This window comes from Clostridium lundense DSM 17049, assembly GCF_000619945.1.
Classification (GTDB): domain Bacteria; phylum Bacillota; class Clostridia; order Clostridiales; family Clostridiaceae; genus Clostridium_AO; species Clostridium_AO lundense.
Genome location: NZ_JHVC01000009.1, coordinates 90,993 through 110,842 on the forward strand (window position 1 = coordinate 90,993; position 19,850 = coordinate 110,842).

General features: G+C 29.1%; 20 protein-coding genes and 1 riboswitch. All 20 genes read left to right on the forward strand.

Going from position 1 to position 19,850, the window contains the following annotated elements:
- Window positions 1–255: 255 nt before the first annotated feature.
- The 20 genes from T514_RS0111945 (at window position 256) to T514_RS0112040 (ending at window position 19,757) form a co-directional block, all read left to right on the forward strand.
- Window positions 256–780: a GNAT family N-acetyltransferase gene (locus T514_RS0111945; RefSeq protein WP_027624981.1), complete on the forward strand. Its 525-nt coding sequence runs from the start codon at window positions 256–258 to the stop codon at window positions 778–780.
- Complete coding sequence (locus T514_RS0111950; RefSeq protein ID WP_027624982.1) at window positions 780–1,421, forward strand: lactate utilization protein; 642 nt, start codon at window positions 780–782, stop codon at window positions 1,419–1,421. Before T514_RS0111945 ends, T514_RS0111950 begins: the two co-directional genes overlap by 1 nt.
- Before the next feature lie 190 nt (window positions 1,422–1,611).
- Window positions 1,612–1,761: riboswitch (cyclic di-AMP (ydaO/yuaA leader) on the forward strand.
- A 1-nt stretch (window position 1,762) separates the two neighbouring features.
- Window positions 1,763–2,362, forward strand: coding sequence for a C40 family peptidase (locus T514_RS0111955; RefSeq protein WP_027624983.1), 600 nt, complete (start codon window positions 1,763–1,765; stop codon window positions 2,360–2,362).
- A gap of 204 nt (window positions 2,363–2,566) precedes the next feature.
- The gene (locus tag T514_RS0111960) at window positions 2,567–3,268 is read left to right on the forward strand and encodes a hypothetical protein (protein WP_156939898.1); all 702 of its coding nucleotides are present in this window, start codon (window positions 2,567–2,569) and stop codon (window positions 3,266–3,268) included.
- 275 nt (window positions 3,269–3,543) lie between these two features.
- On the forward strand, window positions 3,544–4,122 hold the full coding sequence (locus T514_RS0111965) for a Maf-like protein (protein ID WP_027624985.1): 579 nt from the start codon (window positions 3,544–3,546) through the stop codon (window positions 4,120–4,122).
- Window positions 4,123–4,137: 15 nt separating this feature from the next.
- Window positions 4,138–4,824: a RadC family protein gene (gene radC, locus T514_RS0111970; protein ID WP_027624986.1), complete on the forward strand. Its 687-nt coding sequence runs from the start codon at window positions 4,138–4,140 to the stop codon at window positions 4,822–4,824.
- 20 nt (window positions 4,825–4,844) lie between these two features.
- Window positions 4,845–5,858 (forward strand): rod shape-determining protein, encoded by a 1,014-nt coding sequence (locus T514_RS0111975; RefSeq protein ID WP_027624987.1) that lies wholly within the window; start codon window positions 4,845–4,847, stop codon window positions 5,856–5,858.
- A gap of 2 nt (window positions 5,859–5,860) precedes the next feature.
- Window positions 5,861–6,721, forward strand: coding sequence for a rod shape-determining protein MreC (mreC, locus tag T514_RS0111980; RefSeq protein ID WP_027624988.1), 861 nt, complete (start codon window positions 5,861–5,863; stop codon window positions 6,719–6,721).
- Between the two features lie 20 nt (window positions 6,722–6,741).
- Window positions 6,742–7,233 carry a rod shape-determining protein MreD gene (gene mreD / locus T514_RS0111985; protein ID WP_027624989.1) on the forward strand — a complete coding sequence of 164 codons (492 nt, stop codon included), beginning with the start codon at window positions 6,742–6,744 and terminating at the stop codon, window positions 7,231–7,233.
- A 13-nt stretch (window positions 7,234–7,246) separates the two neighbouring features.
- Window positions 7,247–10,099 carry a penicillin-binding transpeptidase domain-containing protein gene (locus T514_RS0111990; protein WP_027624990.1) on the forward strand — a complete coding sequence of 951 codons (2,853 nt, stop codon included), beginning with the start codon at window positions 7,247–7,249 and terminating at the stop codon, window positions 10,097–10,099.
- A gap of 198 nt (window positions 10,100–10,297) precedes the next feature.
- The gene (gene minC / locus T514_RS0111995; RefSeq protein ID WP_027624991.1) at window positions 10,298–10,930 is read left to right on the forward strand and encodes a septum site-determining protein MinC; all 633 of its coding nucleotides are present in this window, start codon (window positions 10,298–10,300) and stop codon (window positions 10,928–10,930) included.
- Window positions 10,931–10,944: 14 nt separating this feature from the next.
- Complete coding sequence (gene minD, locus T514_RS0112000) at window positions 10,945–11,745, forward strand: septum site-determining protein MinD (RefSeq protein WP_027624992.1); 801 nt, start codon at window positions 10,945–10,947, stop codon at window positions 11,743–11,745.
- Between the two features lie 11 nt (window positions 11,746–11,756).
- On the forward strand, window positions 11,757–12,026 hold the full coding sequence (gene minE, locus T514_RS0112005; protein ID WP_027624993.1) for a cell division topological specificity factor MinE: 270 nt from the start codon (window positions 11,757–11,759) through the stop codon (window positions 12,024–12,026).
- An 84-nt stretch (window positions 12,027–12,110) separates the two neighbouring features.
- Window positions 12,111–13,220 (forward strand): rod shape-determining protein RodA, encoded by a 1,110-nt coding sequence (gene rodA, locus T514_RS0112010; RefSeq protein ID WP_027624994.1) that lies wholly within the window; start codon window positions 12,111–12,113, stop codon window positions 13,218–13,220.
- Between the two features lie 12 nt (window positions 13,221–13,232).
- Complete coding sequence (gene mgsA / locus T514_RS0112015; protein ID WP_027624995.1) at window positions 13,233–13,607, forward strand: methylglyoxal synthase; 375 nt, start codon at window positions 13,233–13,235, stop codon at window positions 13,605–13,607.
- 333 nt (window positions 13,608–13,940) lie between these two features.
- Window positions 13,941–14,708, forward strand: coding sequence for a M23 family metallopeptidase (locus T514_RS0112020; RefSeq protein WP_027624996.1), 768 nt, complete (start codon window positions 13,941–13,943; stop codon window positions 14,706–14,708).
- 16 nt (window positions 14,709–14,724) lie between these two features.
- Complete coding sequence (locus tag T514_RS0112025) at window positions 14,725–15,582, forward strand: M50 family metallopeptidase (RefSeq protein ID WP_027624997.1); 858 nt, start codon at window positions 14,725–14,727, stop codon at window positions 15,580–15,582.
- A 69-nt stretch (window positions 15,583–15,651) separates the two neighbouring features.
- The gene (locus T514_RS0112030) at window positions 15,652–17,508 is read left to right on the forward strand and encodes a TIGR03960 family B12-binding radical SAM protein (RefSeq protein WP_027624998.1); all 1,857 of its coding nucleotides are present in this window, start codon (window positions 15,652–15,654) and stop codon (window positions 17,506–17,508) included.
- Complete coding sequence (locus tag T514_RS0112035; protein ID WP_034869023.1) at window positions 17,483–18,196, forward strand: TIGR03936 family radical SAM-associated protein; 714 nt, start codon at window positions 17,483–17,485, stop codon at window positions 18,194–18,196. Before T514_RS0112030 ends, T514_RS0112035 begins: the two co-directional genes overlap by 26 nt.
- Window positions 18,197–18,314: 118 nt before the next feature.
- Complete coding sequence (locus T514_RS0112040; RefSeq protein ID WP_027625000.1) at window positions 18,315–19,757, forward strand: Rne/Rng family ribonuclease; 1,443 nt, start codon at window positions 18,315–18,317, stop codon at window positions 19,755–19,757.
- The last annotated feature ends 93 nt before the right edge of the window (window positions 19,758–19,850 follow it).

Below are 19,850 nucleotides of genomic sequence, written 5' to 3' on the forward strand. Positions count from 1 at the left end.
AATCCTCCATATAGGTAATATTTCGACACAATTATGATGATGTATAATGTTTAAAAATGTAATATAGTACATTAAAATACCGATTAGTAAATTATATTATATTAGATATAAGCAAATTAATAAAGATGTTTTATAAATAAAAAAATTATATTTGGAATGATTTTAAAGCTAATATACAATTGAAGGGAAATAAGAGGATTTTTATAAAAGTTGTAGAATAAAAATAAATAAAGTGAGGTAAAGTGAGGTGAATTTATGTTAAATATAAAAGTAGCCTTTGATGATATTACTATATCCAATATCCAAAAAGAAGATATCCTAACTTTGCATAACTGGATTAATCTACAAAGTTTTTATATGAAAAATAAAAGAGACAATTCCATGGAATTAAAAGAATTATATGAAAGGTTTTTAGAATGTTATATAAGTGAAAATGAATTTTTTTTAAAGATATACAGAGAAGATAAATTAATAGGTGTGTTAAAAGGAAGATTGGAATTTAAAAATGATGCGGAAGCTTGGATATGGTGTTTTTTTCTTGGAAAAGACGTAAGAAATAAGGGAATTGGTAGTAAAGCTCTTCAAGAATTTATGACATATGTTAAAAATGAGTATGGTGTGAAGTATTTTTATTCTACTATTATGGGTAAACGTTATAATGGAATGAGTTTTTGGAAGAACAATGGATATGAAGTGTTGAGAATTTCTAAAAACTATTACAATATAGATGGAAAAGACATAGATATGATTATTTTAAAAAAGAAGGATAGGGTGATATGATGGATAAAAATGTTTTATGGAATTTAGAAAAAAGGGTAGAAAGAACTATTAAAGCTTTACAAAATAATAATATGGAAGCTTATTATGTAAGTGACGAAGATGAATTAAAGAATAAATTATGTGAGTTAATAAAGGAAGATTCAACAGTATCTGTAGGAGGATCTATGACTTTATTTGAAGCAGGTATTATAGAATTTTTAAGAAGTGGAAAATACAAATTTTTAGATAGATATGAAGAAGGTTTAACTCCTGAACAAGTAAAAAATATATACAGACAAACTTTCTTTGCTGATACGTATTTATCAAGTAGTAACGCTATAACAGAGCAGGGAGAAATATATAATATAGATGGAAATGGCAATAGAGTAGCTGCTATGATATATGGACCAGATCAGGTTATTATTATTGTTGGTGTAAATAAGATTGTAAAAGATTTAAAAGAAGGAGAAGAAAGATTAGAAAGAATTGCTTCACCTATTAATGCAAAAAGATTAAACAAAAATACTCCTTGTGCAAAAATAGGTTATTGTATGGATTGTAATAGTGAAGATAGAATTTGTTGTGATTATGTAGTTATGAAAAGACAAAGAACTAAGGGAAGAATTAAGGTTATTATTGTTGGTAAAGAACTTGGATATTAAATGGCAATTTAGAGTGTAAATAGTAATTAACAAGTTAATAAATTGTTAACTTGTTAATTACTATTTTGCTTTCAATAAAGTAAGGTCTAAACTTATTAATACGTAATAAAGTTGGTAAAAGTTTCAGAAAAAAGTGCTAATTTTAAAAAATCTATTAAATTTTATTGACTTTTGGCATATAGTTAAATTATAATAATAATGGCTGAATCCTAAGATATTGCTTAGGTACGGAGGAACCAATATTTGGGGTTAATCTTAACTAATGTATTAAGGATAGTTAAGTAGGGGAACCTTCTCCCGAACCCGGCAGCTAACTTCGGAAGCAAGAAAGGTGGAAAAAAATGAAACTGGCAAAACAAAAAATTATGTTATTTAGTCTGTTTATATTCTCAATATTGATGTTTGGTTCAAACAAAGTGAACCATGTAAAGGCTGACGCTACTATTAAGAATTCTAATACTAAAACAGTTGTGCGTTCTGCTAGCGTGAAAACAGATAAAGTAATAGTAACTCCTAAGAAAACTAATGATTCAAGTGCATCTAAATCAAAAACATCGGTAAGTAGAGGTAGCAGTGGAAGAAGCGATATAGTATCATATTCCTATAAGTTTTTAGGCAAGCCTTATGTTTGGGGGGCTTCAGGTCCATCATCATTCGATTGCTCAGGGTTCACTGCATACGTATACAGTTCATTTGGTGTAAGTTTAGATCACTATACTGGTTCTCAGTTTGGAGTAGGACAATCAGTATCAAAAGATAATCTTCTGCCAGGAGATTTAGTTTTCTTTAACACTTATGAAAGTGTATCACATGTTGGTATTTATATAGGTGGAGGACAATTTATCCATGCTTCATCAGGAAGTGGAAAAGTAACAATTAGCGAACTTTCAGGAAGCTATTATAGCTCTAGATACGCTGGAGCTAGAAGAATACTAAAATAGTTTTTATCCCAACTTTTAATTAAGTTGGGTATTTTTTTTAGAATACATATATAAAAAGTTGTGTGGCAACTTTTTATCATAAATAGTAAAGTTATAAAATATTATTAAAGTAAGGTAAAATAATCATTAGCGGAGGTGATAAAAATTAAATATACTAGGTATGATCTGAAAAGAAAAAGGAAAAATAATTTTGTGTTTTTTATTATGATTATAGTAATATTAATATTATCACTTATATTAGGAAGTTTATTTTCTAAAATATTTATAAAAGATAAACAGTCTAAGACTTCATCGAATATTAAAGAAGTAGAGTATATAGAAGAAAAACAAGCAAAACCTACTGAAAGCAAAAATGATAATAAAAGTAATGTAGATAAAAATACAAAAGCAGTAGTTCCAGCAAAGGGAAAAAAGATAAAGTATATAGCAGTTCAGCAGGGGATGTATCAAAATGAAGCATATGCTAATGAATCAATTAAAAAAATAAGTGCTTTTGGAAATCCTTTTATTATACCAGAAAAAGATTGTAAAAGAATTCTTTTAGGAATATATACAGAAGAGCAAAGTGAAAAGATAACTAAAATGTTAAATGATAAGAAAATAGAAAATTCAAAAATAGTTTTTGAAGTAAAATGTGAAGATGTATGTGATTTGGAAATCGTTGAAATAATTAATGCTTATACACAAGTAATTAATAAATTATCTGAAGCTAAGGTTAAATCCATACAAACCAAAGAATTAAAAACTTGGTGTGCTTCTCTTAAGGGAGCTAAAGATAAGGATAAAAATATTAAATTGTTAAATGAATTAAAGGATAGAGTAAATAAACTTCCAGATGAAACAACTAAAGATAAGGCTTCTGAAAATTATGTATTTTTATATAATTTATTGAAAAAATTGAGCTAGGAAAAATATATAATAGAATGATTATTTTATAGAAAAGTTAGAGATTTATCTACATAAATCTCTAATTTTTTCTTTTATTTATTATTGGAATGAATTTATTTATAAAAAAATTATTAACAATATATTATATATACTTGTTTAACAATTTATTAAATGATAAACTATAAAAGACATAGAATTGTGAATAATTATATGTATGGAAAATGTGGCAATAAAGCTATATTTTGTATAATTATGGCAAGAATACTAAATAGTTAGTATAGGAAGTGAAAAAAATGAATATTATTTTAGCGTCTGCTTCCGAAAGACGAAAAGAATTACTCAAGAGAATTGTAGATAATTTTCAAATTGTAGTTAGTAATTTTGATGAAAACAAAATTGAATTCCAAGGTGATTGTGGCTCATATGTAGTGGATTTAGCTAAAGGAAAAGCTTTAAATGTAGCCTCAAATCTAAATACACATGAAGATATTATTATAGCTTCTGATACTGTAGTTTTTTTAGATAATAAGGTTTTAGGGAAACCTAAGGATAAATCAGAAGCCTTTGATATGCTCAAATCGTTAAGTGGAAAAATTCATCAGGTTTATTCAGGCATAGCAATTTACAATACGTATAATAAAAAAATAATTACAGAATATGTTTGTACAGAGGTAAAGTTTTCTAATATACCGGATGATTTAATATTAAAGTATATAGAATCTGGCGAGCCGATGGATAAAGCTGGTGCTTATGGAATACAGGGTTATGGAGGAATTTTTGTTGAAAAAATTAATGGATGCTATTATAATGTTGTAGGGCTTCCGTTAAATAAGCTATATTTTCTTTTAAAGGAGATGGGGGTAGATCTATAAAAGGAGTTTGAACTCATGGAGAAAAAACTTAGAATTATTGATTTACCTGAGAGTGAAAGACCAAGAGAGAGACTTTTAAGATATGGGGCTGAAAATTTATCTAATGTAGAATTATTAGCTATAATTTTAAGAACTGGAAGTAATAAAGAGAATATACTTAATCTTTGTGGAAGAATAATTGAGAAATGTGGAGGATTAAATGGTATTTTAAATTCCTCTTCAAAAGAATTATTACAAATCAAAGGAATTGGTAATGCAAAAGCAGCTCAAATATTGGCATTGGCGGAATTATCTAAAAGATTTAAATCATTTAAATCTGGAGACAATTTTAAGATAACCAATCCTAATGATGTAGCTTTATTGATTATGGAAGAAATGAGAGTTTTGAAGCAGGAACTTCTTAGAGTTATAATGCTTAATACTAAAAATTATGTTATAAAGGTTAAGGATGTATTTATAGGTAGCTTAAATTCTTCTATAGTTCATCCAAGAGAAATTTATTGTGAGGCTATAAAAAATAGTAGCTCATCTATAATTATATGCCATAACCATCCATCGGGTGATCCGTTACCGAGTAGTGAAGATATAAATATAACTAATAGACTTAGAGAATGCAGCAAACTAATTGGTATAGAATTGTTAGATCATATAATTATTGGAGATGGAGTTTATATAAGTTTAAAAGAAAAAGGTATATTGTAAGAGTGAAAGGAGAAAAATTAATGGGATTATTTGGAATATCTAGAGATATGGGAATAGACTTAGGAACTGCGAATACACTAATATATGTAAAGGGAAAAGGTGTGCTTTTAAGAGAACCTTCTGTTGTTGCTATAAATAGTGATACAAAGAGAGTTTTAGCAGTAGGTGAAGAAGCAAAACAAATGATAGGAAGAACGCCTGGAAATATAATAGCTATAAGACCTTTGAAGGACGGAGTTATTGCAGATTTTGATGTTACTCAAACTATGCTTAAAAAATTTATAGAAAAAGTAAGTCCAAAAAGTGCTTTTACTAGCCCAAGAATAGTTGTATGTTTTCCATCAGGAGTTACTGAAGTAGAAAAAAGAGCTATAGATGAAGCTACAAAACAAGCTGGAGCAAGAGAAGTACTTTTAATGGAAGAACCAATGGCGGCAGCAATTGGAGCTGGTCTACCTGTTAATGAACCTACAGGTAGCATGATAGTAGATATTGGTGGTGGAACTACAGAAGTAGCTATAATATCTTTAGGTGGAATAGTTACAAGTAAGTCTTTAAGAGTTGCAGGGGATGAGCTTGATCAAGCTATAATAAGTTATATTAAGAAACAATATAATTTAATGATTGGTGAGAGAACAGCAGAAAATGTTAAGATTGAATTAGGTTCTGCATACGATACAGGAGAAGATAATTCAATGGAAATAAGAGGAAGAGACTTAATAACAGGACTTCCAAAGGTTATAAATATTACAGAAAGCGAAGTAAGAGAAGCTTTAAGAGAGCCAGTAGCTTCTATTATAGATGCTATAAAGAGTACTCTTGAAAAAACACCGCCTGAACTTGCTTCAGACATTATGGATAAAGGTATAATGCTTGCTGGTGGAGGAGCAGAATTAAAAGGATTAGATTTACTTATAAATGAAGAAACTCATATGCCCGTTCATATAGCAGAATCATCTATGGATTGTGTTGCCCTTGGAGCCGGAAAAGCATTGGATACTTTAGATACATTAATGAGCAATAAGAAAAGATAAATATGAACTTCTTGAAGAATAAACTGGCAGTAACAATAGTTGTACTGTCAGTTACATTTTTAGCATTGATTGGTTATAGTTATAAAAGAGATAAGGTATCTTTTGTGGAAAACGGCGTAGGTGTAACAGTTAATTCTGTTCAAGGGATTTTTTATAATATGAATAGTAGTATTAAAGGGTTTATGGAGTTTTTTTGGAATTTTTCCAATGTGAAAAAAGAAAATGAAGAATTAAAGCAAAAAAATATTGATTTAGAAATTAAGGCATCAGAGTATGATGTTGTAAAAGCTGAAAATGATAGATTAAGAGAAATGTTAAACTTTAAGAATCAAACAACTCAGTACAATTATGTTGGTTGTGATATCAAAGGGAAAAGTGGTGGAGCTTTTTTAGATGAATTTGTAATAAATAAAGGAAGAAAAGATGGTATTGAAAAGCAAATGCCAGTTGTAACCAATGAAGGACTTGTGGGCCAGATTACATCTGTAGCTGATAATTATTCTATTGTGCAAACACTATCAAATGAGAATATGGCAGTTAGTGGCATTATTCAATCAACTAGGGAAAGTGTAGGTATAGTAAAAGGTTATAAGGACAGCAATAATAGTAAGCTAGCTAAATTATATTACCTTCCATTAGATTCTAAGATAAAAAAGGGTGATGTAATACTAACTTCAGGAATAGGCTCAGAAACAAGTTCTAGTATTGCTGGATTATATCCTAAAGGAATTAGAATAGGATATGTAATAGACATAGAAGAGGACAAAGGTAGAGTTATGAAAAATGCTGTTGTTCAACCATATGTTGATTTTAACAAGTTGGAAGAGGTTTTTGTTATAGTTCCTAAAAATAAATTAGATTAAAAAAACTAGGGTGATGAAATATGAAAAAAATAATTACTTTGTTTTCAATAACTATATTATTATTAATATTGGACAATTCCTTTGCCCCATTTTTGGCCATTAAAGGTTTTAGCCCTAGTTTATTATTTGTATTTATAATAAGTTACTCTATAATAAATGAAAGCTGGGAAGGTTTGTGGCTGGGTGTTTTTTCCGGATTGCTTCAAGATTTATACTTTTCTAATGTTTTAGGAATAAATGCTTTTACTAATATGGTAAGTTGTGTACTAGCTGGATTCATAGGCATTAGTATATTTAAAGAAAAGATTTTTATACCTGTTATTTCTAGCTTTTTTTTAAGCATATTTAAAGGTTTATTTGTGCTAATCATATTATATTTCATAAAGATGGAGATGGAAATGAAAGTTATATTTTTTAATGGTATATATAATATGATAGTTTCTGTAGGGATGTATAAGTTTGTTTACTGGTTATGTAAAAAAGAATATATGCAAAGAAAGTGGAAATTTTAAGGAAGGGTGACTTATGAAAGGTAAAAAGAAAAAATTAAATAGATATACATCGTTTTTCTTGGTGATTGCTGTAATATATTCTATATTAGGGTATAAGCTTATAGATTTGCAAGTAATAAAGGCTGAATTTTATAAAGAAAGAGCAATGGCTGCTATAACAGAGATTCCAGATCCAGCACCAAGAGGAAATATAGTAGATAAAAATGGTATTGTCCTTGCTAGTAACAATCAAAGTTATATGCTTGTATATAATGAAACTAGTGATAATAAAATATACTTTTTTGAAACTATGGATAAAATATTTAACCTTTTAGACAAAAACGGAGAACCACAACAAGATGATTTTGAATTAAAGATAAACCCTTATAGATTTGAATTTAAAACAGAAGATGAGACAGCAAAAAAAATTCAAGAAATAAGATTTAAGAGAGATAGAAATTTAAATGAAGATATAGAAAAAAGATTATTTCCTGATAAAAAGCCACAAGAAAAATTTACTAATGAAGAGAATAAGATGGTAGATAAGGAATTAGCTAAAATATCTCCTGAAGAAACTTATAATTTATTGGTAAAGAAGTATAATATATCTCCGGAAGAGGATTTTAAAAATCTTTTAGAACAATATAAGATTGATGGTGACGAAGCTTACAGAATTATATTGGAAAGATTTAAGATAAACCCTAAAAGTGACTTTAAAACTCAATTAGAAGCATATAAGAATATCAAGTCTAAAGAAGATAAGAAGAAGATAGTTGAAAATTTAGTATTACAATATGGTATTGATAAAATGCAATATGACTTAAAGCTTCAAAGAAGTTATATGATAATAAAAGACACCATCAAAATGCAAAGTTACTCAGGATATAAACCTGTAATAATAGGTAGCAATATTAAAAAGGATACAGCCTTTATTTTTCTTGAAAGATTAAATGATCTTCCAGGAATAGATGTAACTACTCAACCTTTGAGACATTATGAATTTGGAGATTTAGGATCAGCTTTCTTAGGATACATTTCTAAAATAAGCAATAACATAGAAAGATATAAGGAAAAAGGATATGATGTAAGTTCTGATTATATTGGTACTGCAGGCATAGAATATGTATATGAAGATAGACTTAAGGGATCAAAAGGTGGAAGAACTGTAAAGTTAAACAAATTAGGAAGAGTAATAGAAGAATTAGGAAGAAGAGAGCCGTATCCAGGGCAAACTCTCCAACTTACAATAGATAAAAATGTTCAGTTAGCAGCGGAAAGAACATTGGATAAAGTTATGGAGGATTTAAGGAAAAATCCTAATGTAAGTTATGACGGTGTAAATACATCCAATGCTACAAGAGGTGCGGCAGTAGCTATTGATGTTAAAACAGGAGGAGTACTAGCACTTGCAAGTAGACCAGGCTATGATCCCAATATATTTTCTACTCCAGGAAAACTTACAACAGAAAAATATAATGAATTTTTTAATCCTGATTTAGAGAAATTTGCCAAGGATTATATTAGTGCGAGAAGTTTACCAGTAACTGTGGATGAACTGTTTCCACCTATTAATAATCAAGATAATAAATCAGGAAAAGTTCAAAGAAGAGACAATTATGATATATATCCTAAGCCATTCTTCAATTATGCTACTTCAGCATTAACGGCTCCAGGATCTACCTTTAAGCCATTAACAGCTATAGCAGGATTAGAAGAAGGAGTAATAACTCCAACAGAAACAATATATGATGGTTTGATATATACTAAGCATGGATATAACGGAAAAGACTGGAATACTGAAAGTAAAGGAGCGTTAAATGTTGCAGGAGCTCTTGCATATTCTAACAACTATTTTTTCTGGGAAGTAGGAGATAGATTATATCAAAAGAGTTTGGATACTTTAGCTAGTTATGCATGGAAATTTGGATTAGGAGTAGATCCAAAAGGAAAGGCAATACCATCTACTGGAATAGAAATTCCAGAAAATTTTGGTCAGGTATTTAATGTACAATCAGAAAAAAATCAAATAGCTAACCCACATATGTGGTTACTTTATGATGAGCTAAGAAATTTAAAAAGAAATAAAGATGGAAACGGATATTACGGAATAGATATACAGATACAAACTGGTGATAGCAAAGCAATAAAAGATTTAAAAGGAAATATTCAAGATACAATAAAACAACAAATGAGATTTAAAAATGTAAATAATTTCTCTGATACTGTTAAAGGGCTATTAAAACAATTAATTGAACAAACTCCTTCTTTAAAGGATAAGAATTTTACTGATGGAGATATATCTATTGCACTTAATAAAATTTTCAAGGAAGTAAATGATGTTCAAGCGGAATCCACTAGACCAGGTAATGTTTATAATGCATCTATTGGTCAGGGTTCTAACCAATTTACACCACTACAATTAGCAAATTATGTTGCTACTATTGCAAATGGTGGAACTAGATATAAGGTTCATCTTGTTGATAAATTCTTAGATTCAAATAATAATTTAATACAACAAGTTAAACCAGAAGTTATTGAAAAAGTAGATGTGAAACCTGAAACAATAGCAGCAGTAAAGGAAGGAATGAGGAAAGTTACCGAAGATGGTACAGCTTCTTCTTTGAATACTTTCCCTATTGAAAATGCAGGTAAGACAGGTTCAGCAACTTTTAATGAAAAAATTCAGGATAAAATAGGAAGAACTTCAGCAGCAGTTTTTGTAGGATTTGCACCATATGAAAATCCAGAAATAGCTGTATGTGTATTTGTTTTTGATGGAGGACACGGAGGAAACTTAGTTCCTGTAGCTCAAGCAATGTATGAAGCATACTTTAAGGACGAATTAACAAAACGAAATTACAATTTTCAGTATAAATACGACAAATAAACAGAGTTCTTGACTTCAAAGGGAATTTTTACTTCCACTTTAAAAAAGATGGGAGTATTAGAGCGGGAAGTCATCAGATAAATTATAAGGGCATGTACAATAGTATATGCCCTTATTTAAAAAACTATAAATTTACAGAAGGAATTAAAGAATATTTGTTGAAATATAAACATATGCCGACTTTTGGAGGTTTAAGGTATGTTAGATGAAAGTATAATCATAAAAGGTAATAAAGAAGGACTTAACGCAGTTATAAATATGAATAAATTTAAAGATTTTGACGAAATGCTCGAATCATTAATTGAAAGACTATCTAAAGGAAGAATTTTTTATAAAGGTTGTACTCTTAAAATTACTACAGAACTTAAATATATAAACGAAAAGCATTTAAGAAGACTAAAGGATGTATTATTTGATGAATTTTTGATTAAAGACTGCATCTTTGAAAACTCCGAAGAAAAAACTAATAAAATTTTTTCAGGCATATATGAAGGAAGAACTAAGTTTATGAGAAGAACTATAAGAAGTGGACAAATCATTAATTACCCAGGAAATATCGTTATAGTAGGAGATGTGAATTTTGGCGCTGAAATATATGCTGGCGGAAATATAATAGTTCTTGGAGCTTTAAGAGGATACGTGCATGCTGGCATGGGAGGGAATGGAAAGGCTATAGTAGCAGCTTTTTATTTGCAGCCACAAATACTTCAAATTGGAGATATTGCTACTAGATCACCCGAAGATAATGTTAAACCTCAATATCCAGAAGTAGCAAAAATAAAAGGAAACACAATAGTAGTAGAGCCTTATTTACCTAATAAATTTATTTAATGGAGGGAAATTATATGGGAGAAGCAATAGTTATAACATCTGGTAAAGGAGGAGTTGGAAAAACTACAACTACTGCGAACATAGGTACAGCATTAGCGTCTATGGGTAAAAAAGTAGTGGTGGTAGACGGAGATACAGGACTTAGAAATTTGGATGTTCTTATGGGACTTGAAAATAGAATAGTTTTCACTTTGATGGATGTGCTAGAAGAAAACTGTAAGTTAAAGCAAGCTTTAATAAAAGATAAAAGATTACCAAACTTGTTTTTATTACCAACAGCTCAAACTAGAGATAAAACTGATATTACAAAGGAACAGATGTTGACTTTAGTAAATGAATTAAAGGAAGAATTTGATTATGTAATATTAGACTGTCCAGCTGGAATTGAACAGGGATTTGAGAATGCAATAGTTGGTGCAAATAGAGCATTAATTGTAGTTAACCCAGAGGTAACTTCTGTAAGAGATGCTGATAGAGTTATAGGAAAGCTTGAAGCAAAGGGATTGGAAGATCATCAGTTAATTGTGAATAGAATAAACAATGAGATGGTAAAAAATGGAGATATGTTAGACGTAAATGATATATTAGACAGCTTAGCTGTAAAACTTATTGGTATTGTTCCAGATGATAGAAGTATAACTGTATCAACTAACAAGGGAGAACCAATTGTTTTAAATGATAAGGCTTTGGCAGGGCAAGCTTTTAAAAACATAGCAAGAAGAATTACAGGAGAGCAGGTACCATTTTTAACTTTTGATAATAACAATGAAGCTGGATTTTTTGGTTCATTAAAGAAGCTGTTTGGCATTAAGTAGGAGGGATACATATGGATTTTTTTAGTTTATTTGGGCAAAAACCTGCCTCCAAAGAAGTAGCCAAAGAAAGATTAAAGCTAATTTTAATACATGATAGAGCAGATTTATCACCAGAACTACTTCAGAATATAAAGAAAGAGATAATGGCTGTAATTTCTAAATATGCAGAAATAGATACAGAAGAGCTAGAAGTTAAAATGACAAGTACTGACGAAGTAGAAGGTAGTTCACCTGCATTAATAGCTAGTATTCCTATAAAAAAAATGAAAAAAAGAAGATAAATTTTTAAAGCTATGTATAAATTATACATAGCTTTTTTTGGTCTACACTGCTATAATCATACTTGTATTGGAGGGATTTAAATAATGCTTGATAAGCTAAAGATTAATAAAAAATTAATTAGGGAATTAGATTTTAGTGCTATAATTATAGTTCTTGCAATAAGCTTATTTGGTGCCATGAATATTTATAGCGCAGTAGGAATAAGTGTTTTTAAATCACAGATAGTATGGATTTTGTTTGGAATGGTTTTACTATACTTTATACTTGTTTTTGATTATTCTTTAATTCAAGGATATGCTAATATTATCTATTGGTCTGGTGTAATATTATTGGCTTTAAATGATACAATTTTTAAGTCAACTGTTAATGGAGCAGGTTCTTGGATGAAGATAGGCTCTGTAACTATAGGGCAGCCTTCGGAATTTGCTAAGTTAGGTATGATAATAATGATTGCTAAGAAACTTGATAGTATGGAAGGTAATATTAACAATCTTAAAAACTTTTTGAATCTAGCTATGTATGCTGCGATTCCTATGATTTTAATTGTAATTCAGCCAGATATGGGAATGATGATGGTATGTTTTTTTATTGTTTTAGGAATATTTTTTGCAGCAGGATTAGAATTAAAGGTAATAGGTGCGGGACTTGCAAGCATAATAACGTTGATTGCTATAGTTTGGAATTCTCCTTTAATGCATGAGTATTGGAAAATAAGATTAATTTCCTTTCTAGACCCGGAAGCAGATCAGTTAGGAGCTGGAGCCCAGCTGTTTCAATCTCAAATAGGTATTGGTTCTGGAGAAATTTTAGGAAAGGGATTTTTGAAAGGAACTCAGGTAGCAGGAGGCTTCATTCCAGAATCTCATACAGACTTTATTTTTGCTGTTGTAGGTGAGGAATGGGGACTTTTAGGTGCTGTATTTTTACTAACCTTATATGGTATTTTAATTTATAAATTTATAAATATAGCCAGAACTTCTAAGGATATTTTTGGTTCTATGCTCAGTATAGGTGTAGTATCTATAATGTTATTTTCTATATATCAAAATATTGGTATGACTATTGGAGTTGCACCAATTTCAGGCATTACATTGCCTTTTATGAGTTATGGGGGAAGTTCTTATATAACAAATATTATGGCTGTTGGATTAGTTTTGAATGTAGGTATGAGAAGGAAGAAAATTAATTTTTAGGGGGAGTACTTTATGAGAATAGCATTAATAGCGCATGATAAGAAAAAAGAAGATATGATTGAATTTGTAACTAGGTACAAAGATGTATTTGCAGAACATGAACTTTATGCAACAGGTACAACAGGAAGACTTATAGCGGAAAAAACTGGACTAGCTGTTCATAGATTTCTTTCAGGACCTTTAGGTGGAGATCAGCAAATAGGGGCAAAAGTTGCAGAAGGAAATATGGATTTTATAATATTTTTAAGAGATCCATTAACAGCACAGCCTCATGAACCGGATGTTTCTGCGCTTGTAAGACTTTGTGATGTTCATTGCATACCCCTTGCTACAAATGTTGGATCAGCAGAAGTATTTGTTAAAGCATTAAAAGCTCACGAGTTTTAGATTATAGATTATAAAGTGAAAATCATAGGGCATGTATGGAATTTTTGATAAAACAAAAATTTTATATATGTTCTATTTTTTATTGTTTAAGATTTACTTTATTATTTCTAATCTTTAATTTAAAGTTTAGCAACGAGAAATTATCTATAACTATGAATTGTACCCTGTCTCTTATCAACTGTCTTTTCTACTCTAAAAAAGTGAACTACTCTCTTTTTTATCTCCTTTAAGGTAATATTTAAAAAAATTGTTAAATATATATAAGTAGTAAATAACTGTAGGGTAATTTTAGAATTAAATAATACTTAGGTTAGATAAGAAAGGGGAGGAAAAATGGGAAGTTATAATTCTCAGTATGAAGAGTATTATAGAAACTTGAGAAAAAGAAGAGAAGGAAATGGATTTAATTATTTTAATAAAAAATCTTCCAGCCCAGCTTCAGGATATATTGGAAGAAGAATAATTAGGGATTTAATTGGTACAACATTATTATTTTTTATTGTGATTATATGCAAATTAGTAGTTACTCCACAAACTCAGGCTGTTTATAACTATTCCAAAAAAATTGTGAATGAGAACTACGATTATAAACAAGCATATACCAAGATTAAGTCTTTGAATTTACAAGGTATAGAAGAAGAAGCTACAGATTTTATAGAAAAAATGAAAGCAAAGGTTACTGGGGGAAAAACCATAAAGGAAAGAATAGAAAATCAGTTTCAGATGCCAGTAGAAGGAAAAGTTTCATCTCCTTATGGATATAGAGAAGATCCTATAGATAAGAGTAAAAAGTTTCATGAAGGTATAGATATTGATGTGAAGGAAAATACAGAAGTAAAAGCAGTTTTTAACGGAAAGGTTAAGGACGCAGGGGAAGATAAAGTTTTAGGAAAATATGTTTTAATAGATCATGGAGAAGGCGTAGAAACAAAGTATGGGCATCTTAATTCACTATCAGTACAAAAGGGAAAGGAAGTTAAAAAGGGAGATATTATAGGAAAGTCAGGAAATACGGGGAAGTCTACAGGACCTCATCTTCATTTTGAGCTTCTTTATATGGGAGAAAATAAAAATCCACAAAATTATATAGCAATTAAGTGAGATAAGGAAGGGTAAATTGATTAAAGTAAACAGATATTTTATTCCATATATTTTAGTACTAATGATTATTGGATTTAGAGAAAAGTTACTGATATCCTTTGTGGTGGTTTTTTTTCATGAAATAATCCATTATATAGTTGCCAGATGTTTAGGATTTACGGGTTTTGATATAGAGATATTACCTATAGGTACAGTTTTAAAACTTAAAGATGTGGAAGAAGCAACGCCTATGGAAGATTTAATAATTTCTTTGTCTGCACCGCTTGTAAACCTAATTATGGCAGCTATTTTTTATAAGTTAAATGTAAGGTATTCTATTAAATTATTTAACTTGTTTTTTCAATGTAATTTAGTTATAGGTTCTTTTAATCTTATTCCTGCGTATCCTTTAGATGGAGGAAGAATATTAAGAGATTTAATAAATTTTAAGTTTATATATAAGGTAGCTAATAAAATAACAGTATATGTAAGTATAATTATTGGAAGCATATTAATTCTTTATTATATTTTTTTATTTTTTGTAGGGGTAAAAAATATTAATTTAGGTATTATATCTTTATTTATAATAATGGCTTCATTAAAAGAGCGAGAAAGGATAGTATATTTAATTATGGGAGATATTATAAAAAAGAAATATAAATTTAAAAAAAGAGGGTATATTGAAAATAAGAGTATGTCCGTTTTTTATAAAAATGATTTAATCTACGTTTTAGGTATTGTAGAAAAAAATAAGTATAATATTTTTTTTGTTTTAGACGACAATATGAAAGTTATGGATATAATTTATGAAGAGGAAATAATAGAAGCTTTAAAGCTTTATGGAAATATAACATTAGAACAATTAATGGAAATTGAAGATAGAAATGAAATATAAATTGATTTTCAATTTTTTTATTTATATGTTAGAATATAAAATTGAATAACCTATGAGGAGGAATTTTTAATGAACTTAATTCCAGATGATATTCTATATAAAGTAGAGAAACCAGCTAGATATATAGGAGAAGAATTTAATTCATATAAAAAAGATAAAGAAAAAATAGATATAAGATATGCATTTTGTTTTCCAGATGTTTATGAGGTTGGAATGTCTCATTTGGGATCAAAAATACTTTATCATGTTCTAAATGAAAGAGAAGATACTTATTGTGAGAGAGCCTATGCTCCATGGCCAGACATGGAAAAGCTTATGAAAGAAAATAATATACCATCCTTTACGTTAGAGACTAAAGACTCTTTAAAAGAATTTGATATGATAGGATTTACTCTTCAATATGAGATGAGCTATACAAATATATTAAATATGTTAGATATGGCAGGAATAAATGTAAGAGCCTCAGAAAGAGGAGATGAAGATCCGATAATTATGTGCGGAGGACCTTGTGCATACAATCCAGAACCTCTTTATGATATACCAGATATGTTTATCATGGGAGAAGGGGAAGAGGTCTTAAACGAGATATTAGATTTATATAAAGAGTATAAGGGAAAAACTAAAAAAGAGTTTTTAAGAGCTGTATGTAAAATAGAAGGAATTTATGTACCATCTTTATATGAAGTATCTTATAAAGATGATGGAACTATAAAAGAATTTAAGCCTTTATATGATGATGTACCAAAAACGGTTAAAAAGAGAATAATAACTAATTTTAATGATGTAGCTTACCCAGATAAGCTTATAGTACCTTATACAGAAATAGTTCATGATAGAATTATGTTAGAAACTTTTAGAGGATGTACTAGAGGCTGTAGATTCTGCCAGGCAGGTATGATTTATAGACCAATTAGAGAAAAGAAGACAGATAAACTTATGGAGCTAGCACAAAGTCTTTTAAAGACTACAGGATATAATGAAATATCTTTAACTTCATTAAGTATATGTGATTATTCTGATATAAGAAATCTTATTTATTCATTAATAGAAAAACATAAAGATGAAAAGGTGGGAGTATCACTACCATCCCTTAGGATAGATTCTTTTTATGTGGATTTAATCAACGAAATTCAAAAGGTTAGAAAAACAGGATTAACTTTTGCTCCAGAAGCAGGTACTCAGAGAATGAGAGATGTTATAAATAAAGGAGTTACAGAAGAAAATCTTTTAAATGCTACAAGAAGTGCTTTTGAATCTGGTTGGTCAACTATAAAACTTTATTATATGATAGGTCTTCCTTATGAAACTTTAGAAGATGTAAAAGGTATTGGATATACAACAGAAAAAGTTGTAAATGAGTATTACAGTTTACCAAAGGATAAGAGAAAGAAAGGATTAAAGGTAACAGCTAGTGCTTCTATATTTGTACCTAAACCTTTTACACCTTTCCAGTGGGCTCCTCAACTTAGAGAAGAGGATGTTATGGAAAGAGTATATGCAATAAAGGATTCTATAAAGAGCAGAGCTATATCCTTTAACTATCATGCTTCAAAGGTGAGCTTTTTAGAAGCTATTTTTGCAAGAGGAGATAGAAGAGTTTGCAGCGTGTTAGTAGAAGCATTTAAAAATGGTGCTAAGTTTGATGGTTGGTCTGAATATTTTAATTATGAAATATGGATGAATGCTTTCAAAACATGCGGAGTGTATCCAGAATTTTATGCTTATAGAGAAAGAAGCTATGATGAAATATTGCCTTGGGATTTTGTAAATATTGGAGTAAACAAAGAATTCCTTATTAGTGAAAATAATAAGGCTAAAGAGGGAATAATTACACCAGATTGTAGATTAGGTTGTACTAATTGTGGCGTAAATGTAAATCTAGAAGGGAAGTGTTTTGAAGGTGCGTTATCTAATAAAATTCAGTAAGGAAAGTAATATAAAATTTGTATCTCATTTGGATTTGATGAGGACTTTACAAAAAATAGTGAAAAGAGCAGAGCTTCCCATAGAATATTCTCAGGGATTTAATCCACATATGAATATTTCCATAGCTCAACCACTTTCTGTAGGTATGTATTCAAAAGGTGAATATATGGATGTGGTATTTAGTAAAGAATTAAGTAATTTATATATAAAGGATAAACTTAATGAAAATTCTCCATCAGGAATTAGGTTTATTGAGGTAGTTAAAATTAGAAAAATAGGTGATAATGAAAAGAAAATACCTCAATCAATGGCAGCTGTAGATGGAGCAAGATATTCAATAAGAATAAAATACAAAGATGGTTCAAAAATTGATGAAGAAATTAAAGCATTACCTAAAATGAAGCAGTGGAATATTATTAAAAAGGGAAAGAGCGGAGAAAAAGAAGTTGATATAAAGCCAATGATAAAGGAATTTAAGTTTAAGATAGAAGATAATACTTTAAACTTACAGGTTCTTGTAAGCTGTGGAAGTAGAGAAAATTTATCAGCTGATCTTTTATCAAAGTTTATACAAAATAATACTTCTAATGCTAATATGGACGCTTTTGTTCAAGTAGAAAGAGAAGAAATGTATGCTATTGAAAACAAGAAATATGTACCTCTTTATAAATGCCTTGGAAATATGTAAAAAATAGTAAAATTTAGAACATAGAAACTTGGAAGTGAAGAATGAGTAATGAATAGTGAAGAATAATAATCCTTTATTCTTCATTTTTAATTATTCACTGAAGAAAGGGGTGTTAACTTTGAAAGAAATATTTATAGAACGTCAAGGGGATATATTGAGAATTGCTATAAAAAAAAATAATAAATTAAAAGAGTGTTTTATAGAAGAAGATACAGGAGAACCTATGCCTGGGGAAATATATAAGGGCATAGTAAAAAACATAGTGCCTGGAATAAAATGTGCGTTTGTGGATATTGGATATAAAGAAAATTGTTATATGTATATGGATAGAAAATTTAAAAATACCCATATAAAAAAGGAAGATCATATATTAGTTCAAGTGGTAAAAGAATCCATGGGTAAGAAAGGTCCTAAAGTAACCAATGCAGTATCTATACCAGGAAGATATTGTGTATTTAATACTTTAGATTCTTCTATAACTTTTTCAAAAAAAATAGAAGATGAAAATGTTAAAACATATATAAAGGAAAATATAAAAAAACCTGAAAATGTTGGCCTTATGATAAGAACCAATGCTGAAAAAGTACCAGTTGAGATAATAAATGATGAAATAGAAGGCATAAATAAAATATATACTGACATTAAGAAACAAGGAGATTATTCCTTAAAGCCAGGTATCTTACTTAAAACTGGTGGAACACTTGGAAGAATATTAAGAGATAAATTAGATAGTGATACTATAAAAATATATGTTAATAATTCTGAAGATCATGAAAAGATAAATAATTATATATCAAATACAAAGGATATAAATGTATATTTAGAGCTTTATGAAGGAGAAAGAGAATTATTTGATTATTATAGTATAGAAAAAGAAATATTAAAGCTTAGAAATAGTAAAGTACAGTTGAACTGTGGTGGATATATAATTATTGAGAAAACAGAAGCTATGTATGTTGTTGACGTAAACTCAGGTAAGAATACCCAAGGTGCTTCTTTAAGAAAAACAGCTTTTATCACTAATATGCAGGCAGCAGAAGAAATATCTTCTCAAATAAGACTTAGAAATTTAAGTGGCATTATTCTTATAGATTTTATTGATATGAATGAGGAAGAAGATAGGGTGAAAGTATTAGATAAACTTAGAGAAGGATTTGAAGGGGATAAAAGCAAAACTGTAATATATCCTTTTACAGAATTAAATCTTGTTCAAATTGCAAGAAGAAGAGTAGGAAAAGCTATATATGAGTATATAGATGAGCCTTGTAAAAAATGTCATGGTAAAGGAAGAAGACTTAAATTATCCTATATAAACTCTTTGATTAAAAATGAGTTATCAAAAATTCGTAATGAAGATAATATAAAACATATATACATAGAAATCAGTAATGTATATGAATATGAAATTAGAGGAGATATTGTAAGCTTTGTTAAAGATATAAATTCTTTAGATAAAATTATATACATAAAGTTTGTAAACGAGGAAGATTATGTTAAAGTAGAACCTCTTATTTTTATGAATCAAATAGAAAATTTACAAATGTATAAAGTATATGGATAAAAAAACTTTACAAAGGGTTTTTTATATGTTAAAATGGCTTTTGTAGACCGCACAGAAAGGGTTTGTAAATCATGGCCTTGGCTGTGTACCCTA

Coding starts and splice junctions, on each gene's coding strand:
- T514_RS0111945 (WP_027624981.1), top strand. CDS start 256: ATGTTAAATATAAAAGTAGCCTTTGATGATATTACTATATCCAATATC.
- T514_RS0111950 (WP_027624982.1), top strand. CDS start 780: ATGGATAAAAATGTTTTATGGAATTTAGAAAAAAGGGTAGAAAGAACT.
- T514_RS0111955 (WP_027624983.1), top strand. CDS start 1,763: ATGAAACTGGCAAAACAAAAAATTATGTTATTTAGTCTGTTTATATTC.
- T514_RS0111960 (WP_156939898.1), top strand. CDS start 2,567: ATGATTATAGTAATATTAATATTATCACTTATATTAGGAAGTTTATTT.
- T514_RS0111965 (WP_027624985.1), top strand. CDS start 3,544: ATGAATATTATTTTAGCGTCTGCTTCCGAAAGACGAAAAGAATTACTC.
- radC (WP_027624986.1), top strand. CDS start 4,138: ATGGAGAAAAAACTTAGAATTATTGATTTACCTGAGAGTGAAAGACCA.
- T514_RS0111975 (WP_027624987.1), top strand. CDS start 4,845: ATGGGATTATTTGGAATATCTAGAGATATGGGAATAGACTTAGGAACT.
- mreC (WP_027624988.1), top strand. CDS start 5,861: ATGAACTTCTTGAAGAATAAACTGGCAGTAACAATAGTTGTACTGTCA.
- mreD (WP_027624989.1), top strand. CDS start 6,742: ATGAAAAAAATAATTACTTTGTTTTCAATAACTATATTATTATTAATA.
- T514_RS0111990 (WP_027624990.1), top strand. CDS start 7,247: ATGAAAGGTAAAAAGAAAAAATTAAATAGATATACATCGTTTTTCTTG.
- minC (WP_027624991.1), top strand. CDS start 10,298: ATGTTAGATGAAAGTATAATCATAAAAGGTAATAAAGAAGGACTTAAC.
- minD (WP_027624992.1), top strand. CDS start 10,945: ATGGGAGAAGCAATAGTTATAACATCTGGTAAAGGAGGAGTTGGAAAA.
- minE (WP_027624993.1), top strand. CDS start 11,757: ATGGATTTTTTTAGTTTATTTGGGCAAAAACCTGCCTCCAAAGAAGTA.
- rodA (WP_027624994.1), top strand. CDS start 12,111: ATGCTTGATAAGCTAAAGATTAATAAAAAATTAATTAGGGAATTAGAT.
- mgsA (WP_027624995.1), top strand. CDS start 13,233: ATGAGAATAGCATTAATAGCGCATGATAAGAAAAAAGAAGATATGATT.
- T514_RS0112020 (WP_027624996.1), top strand. CDS start 13,941: ATGGGAAGTTATAATTCTCAGTATGAAGAGTATTATAGAAACTTGAGA.
- T514_RS0112030 (WP_027624998.1), top strand. CDS start 15,652: ATGAACTTAATTCCAGATGATATTCTATATAAAGTAGAGAAACCAGCT.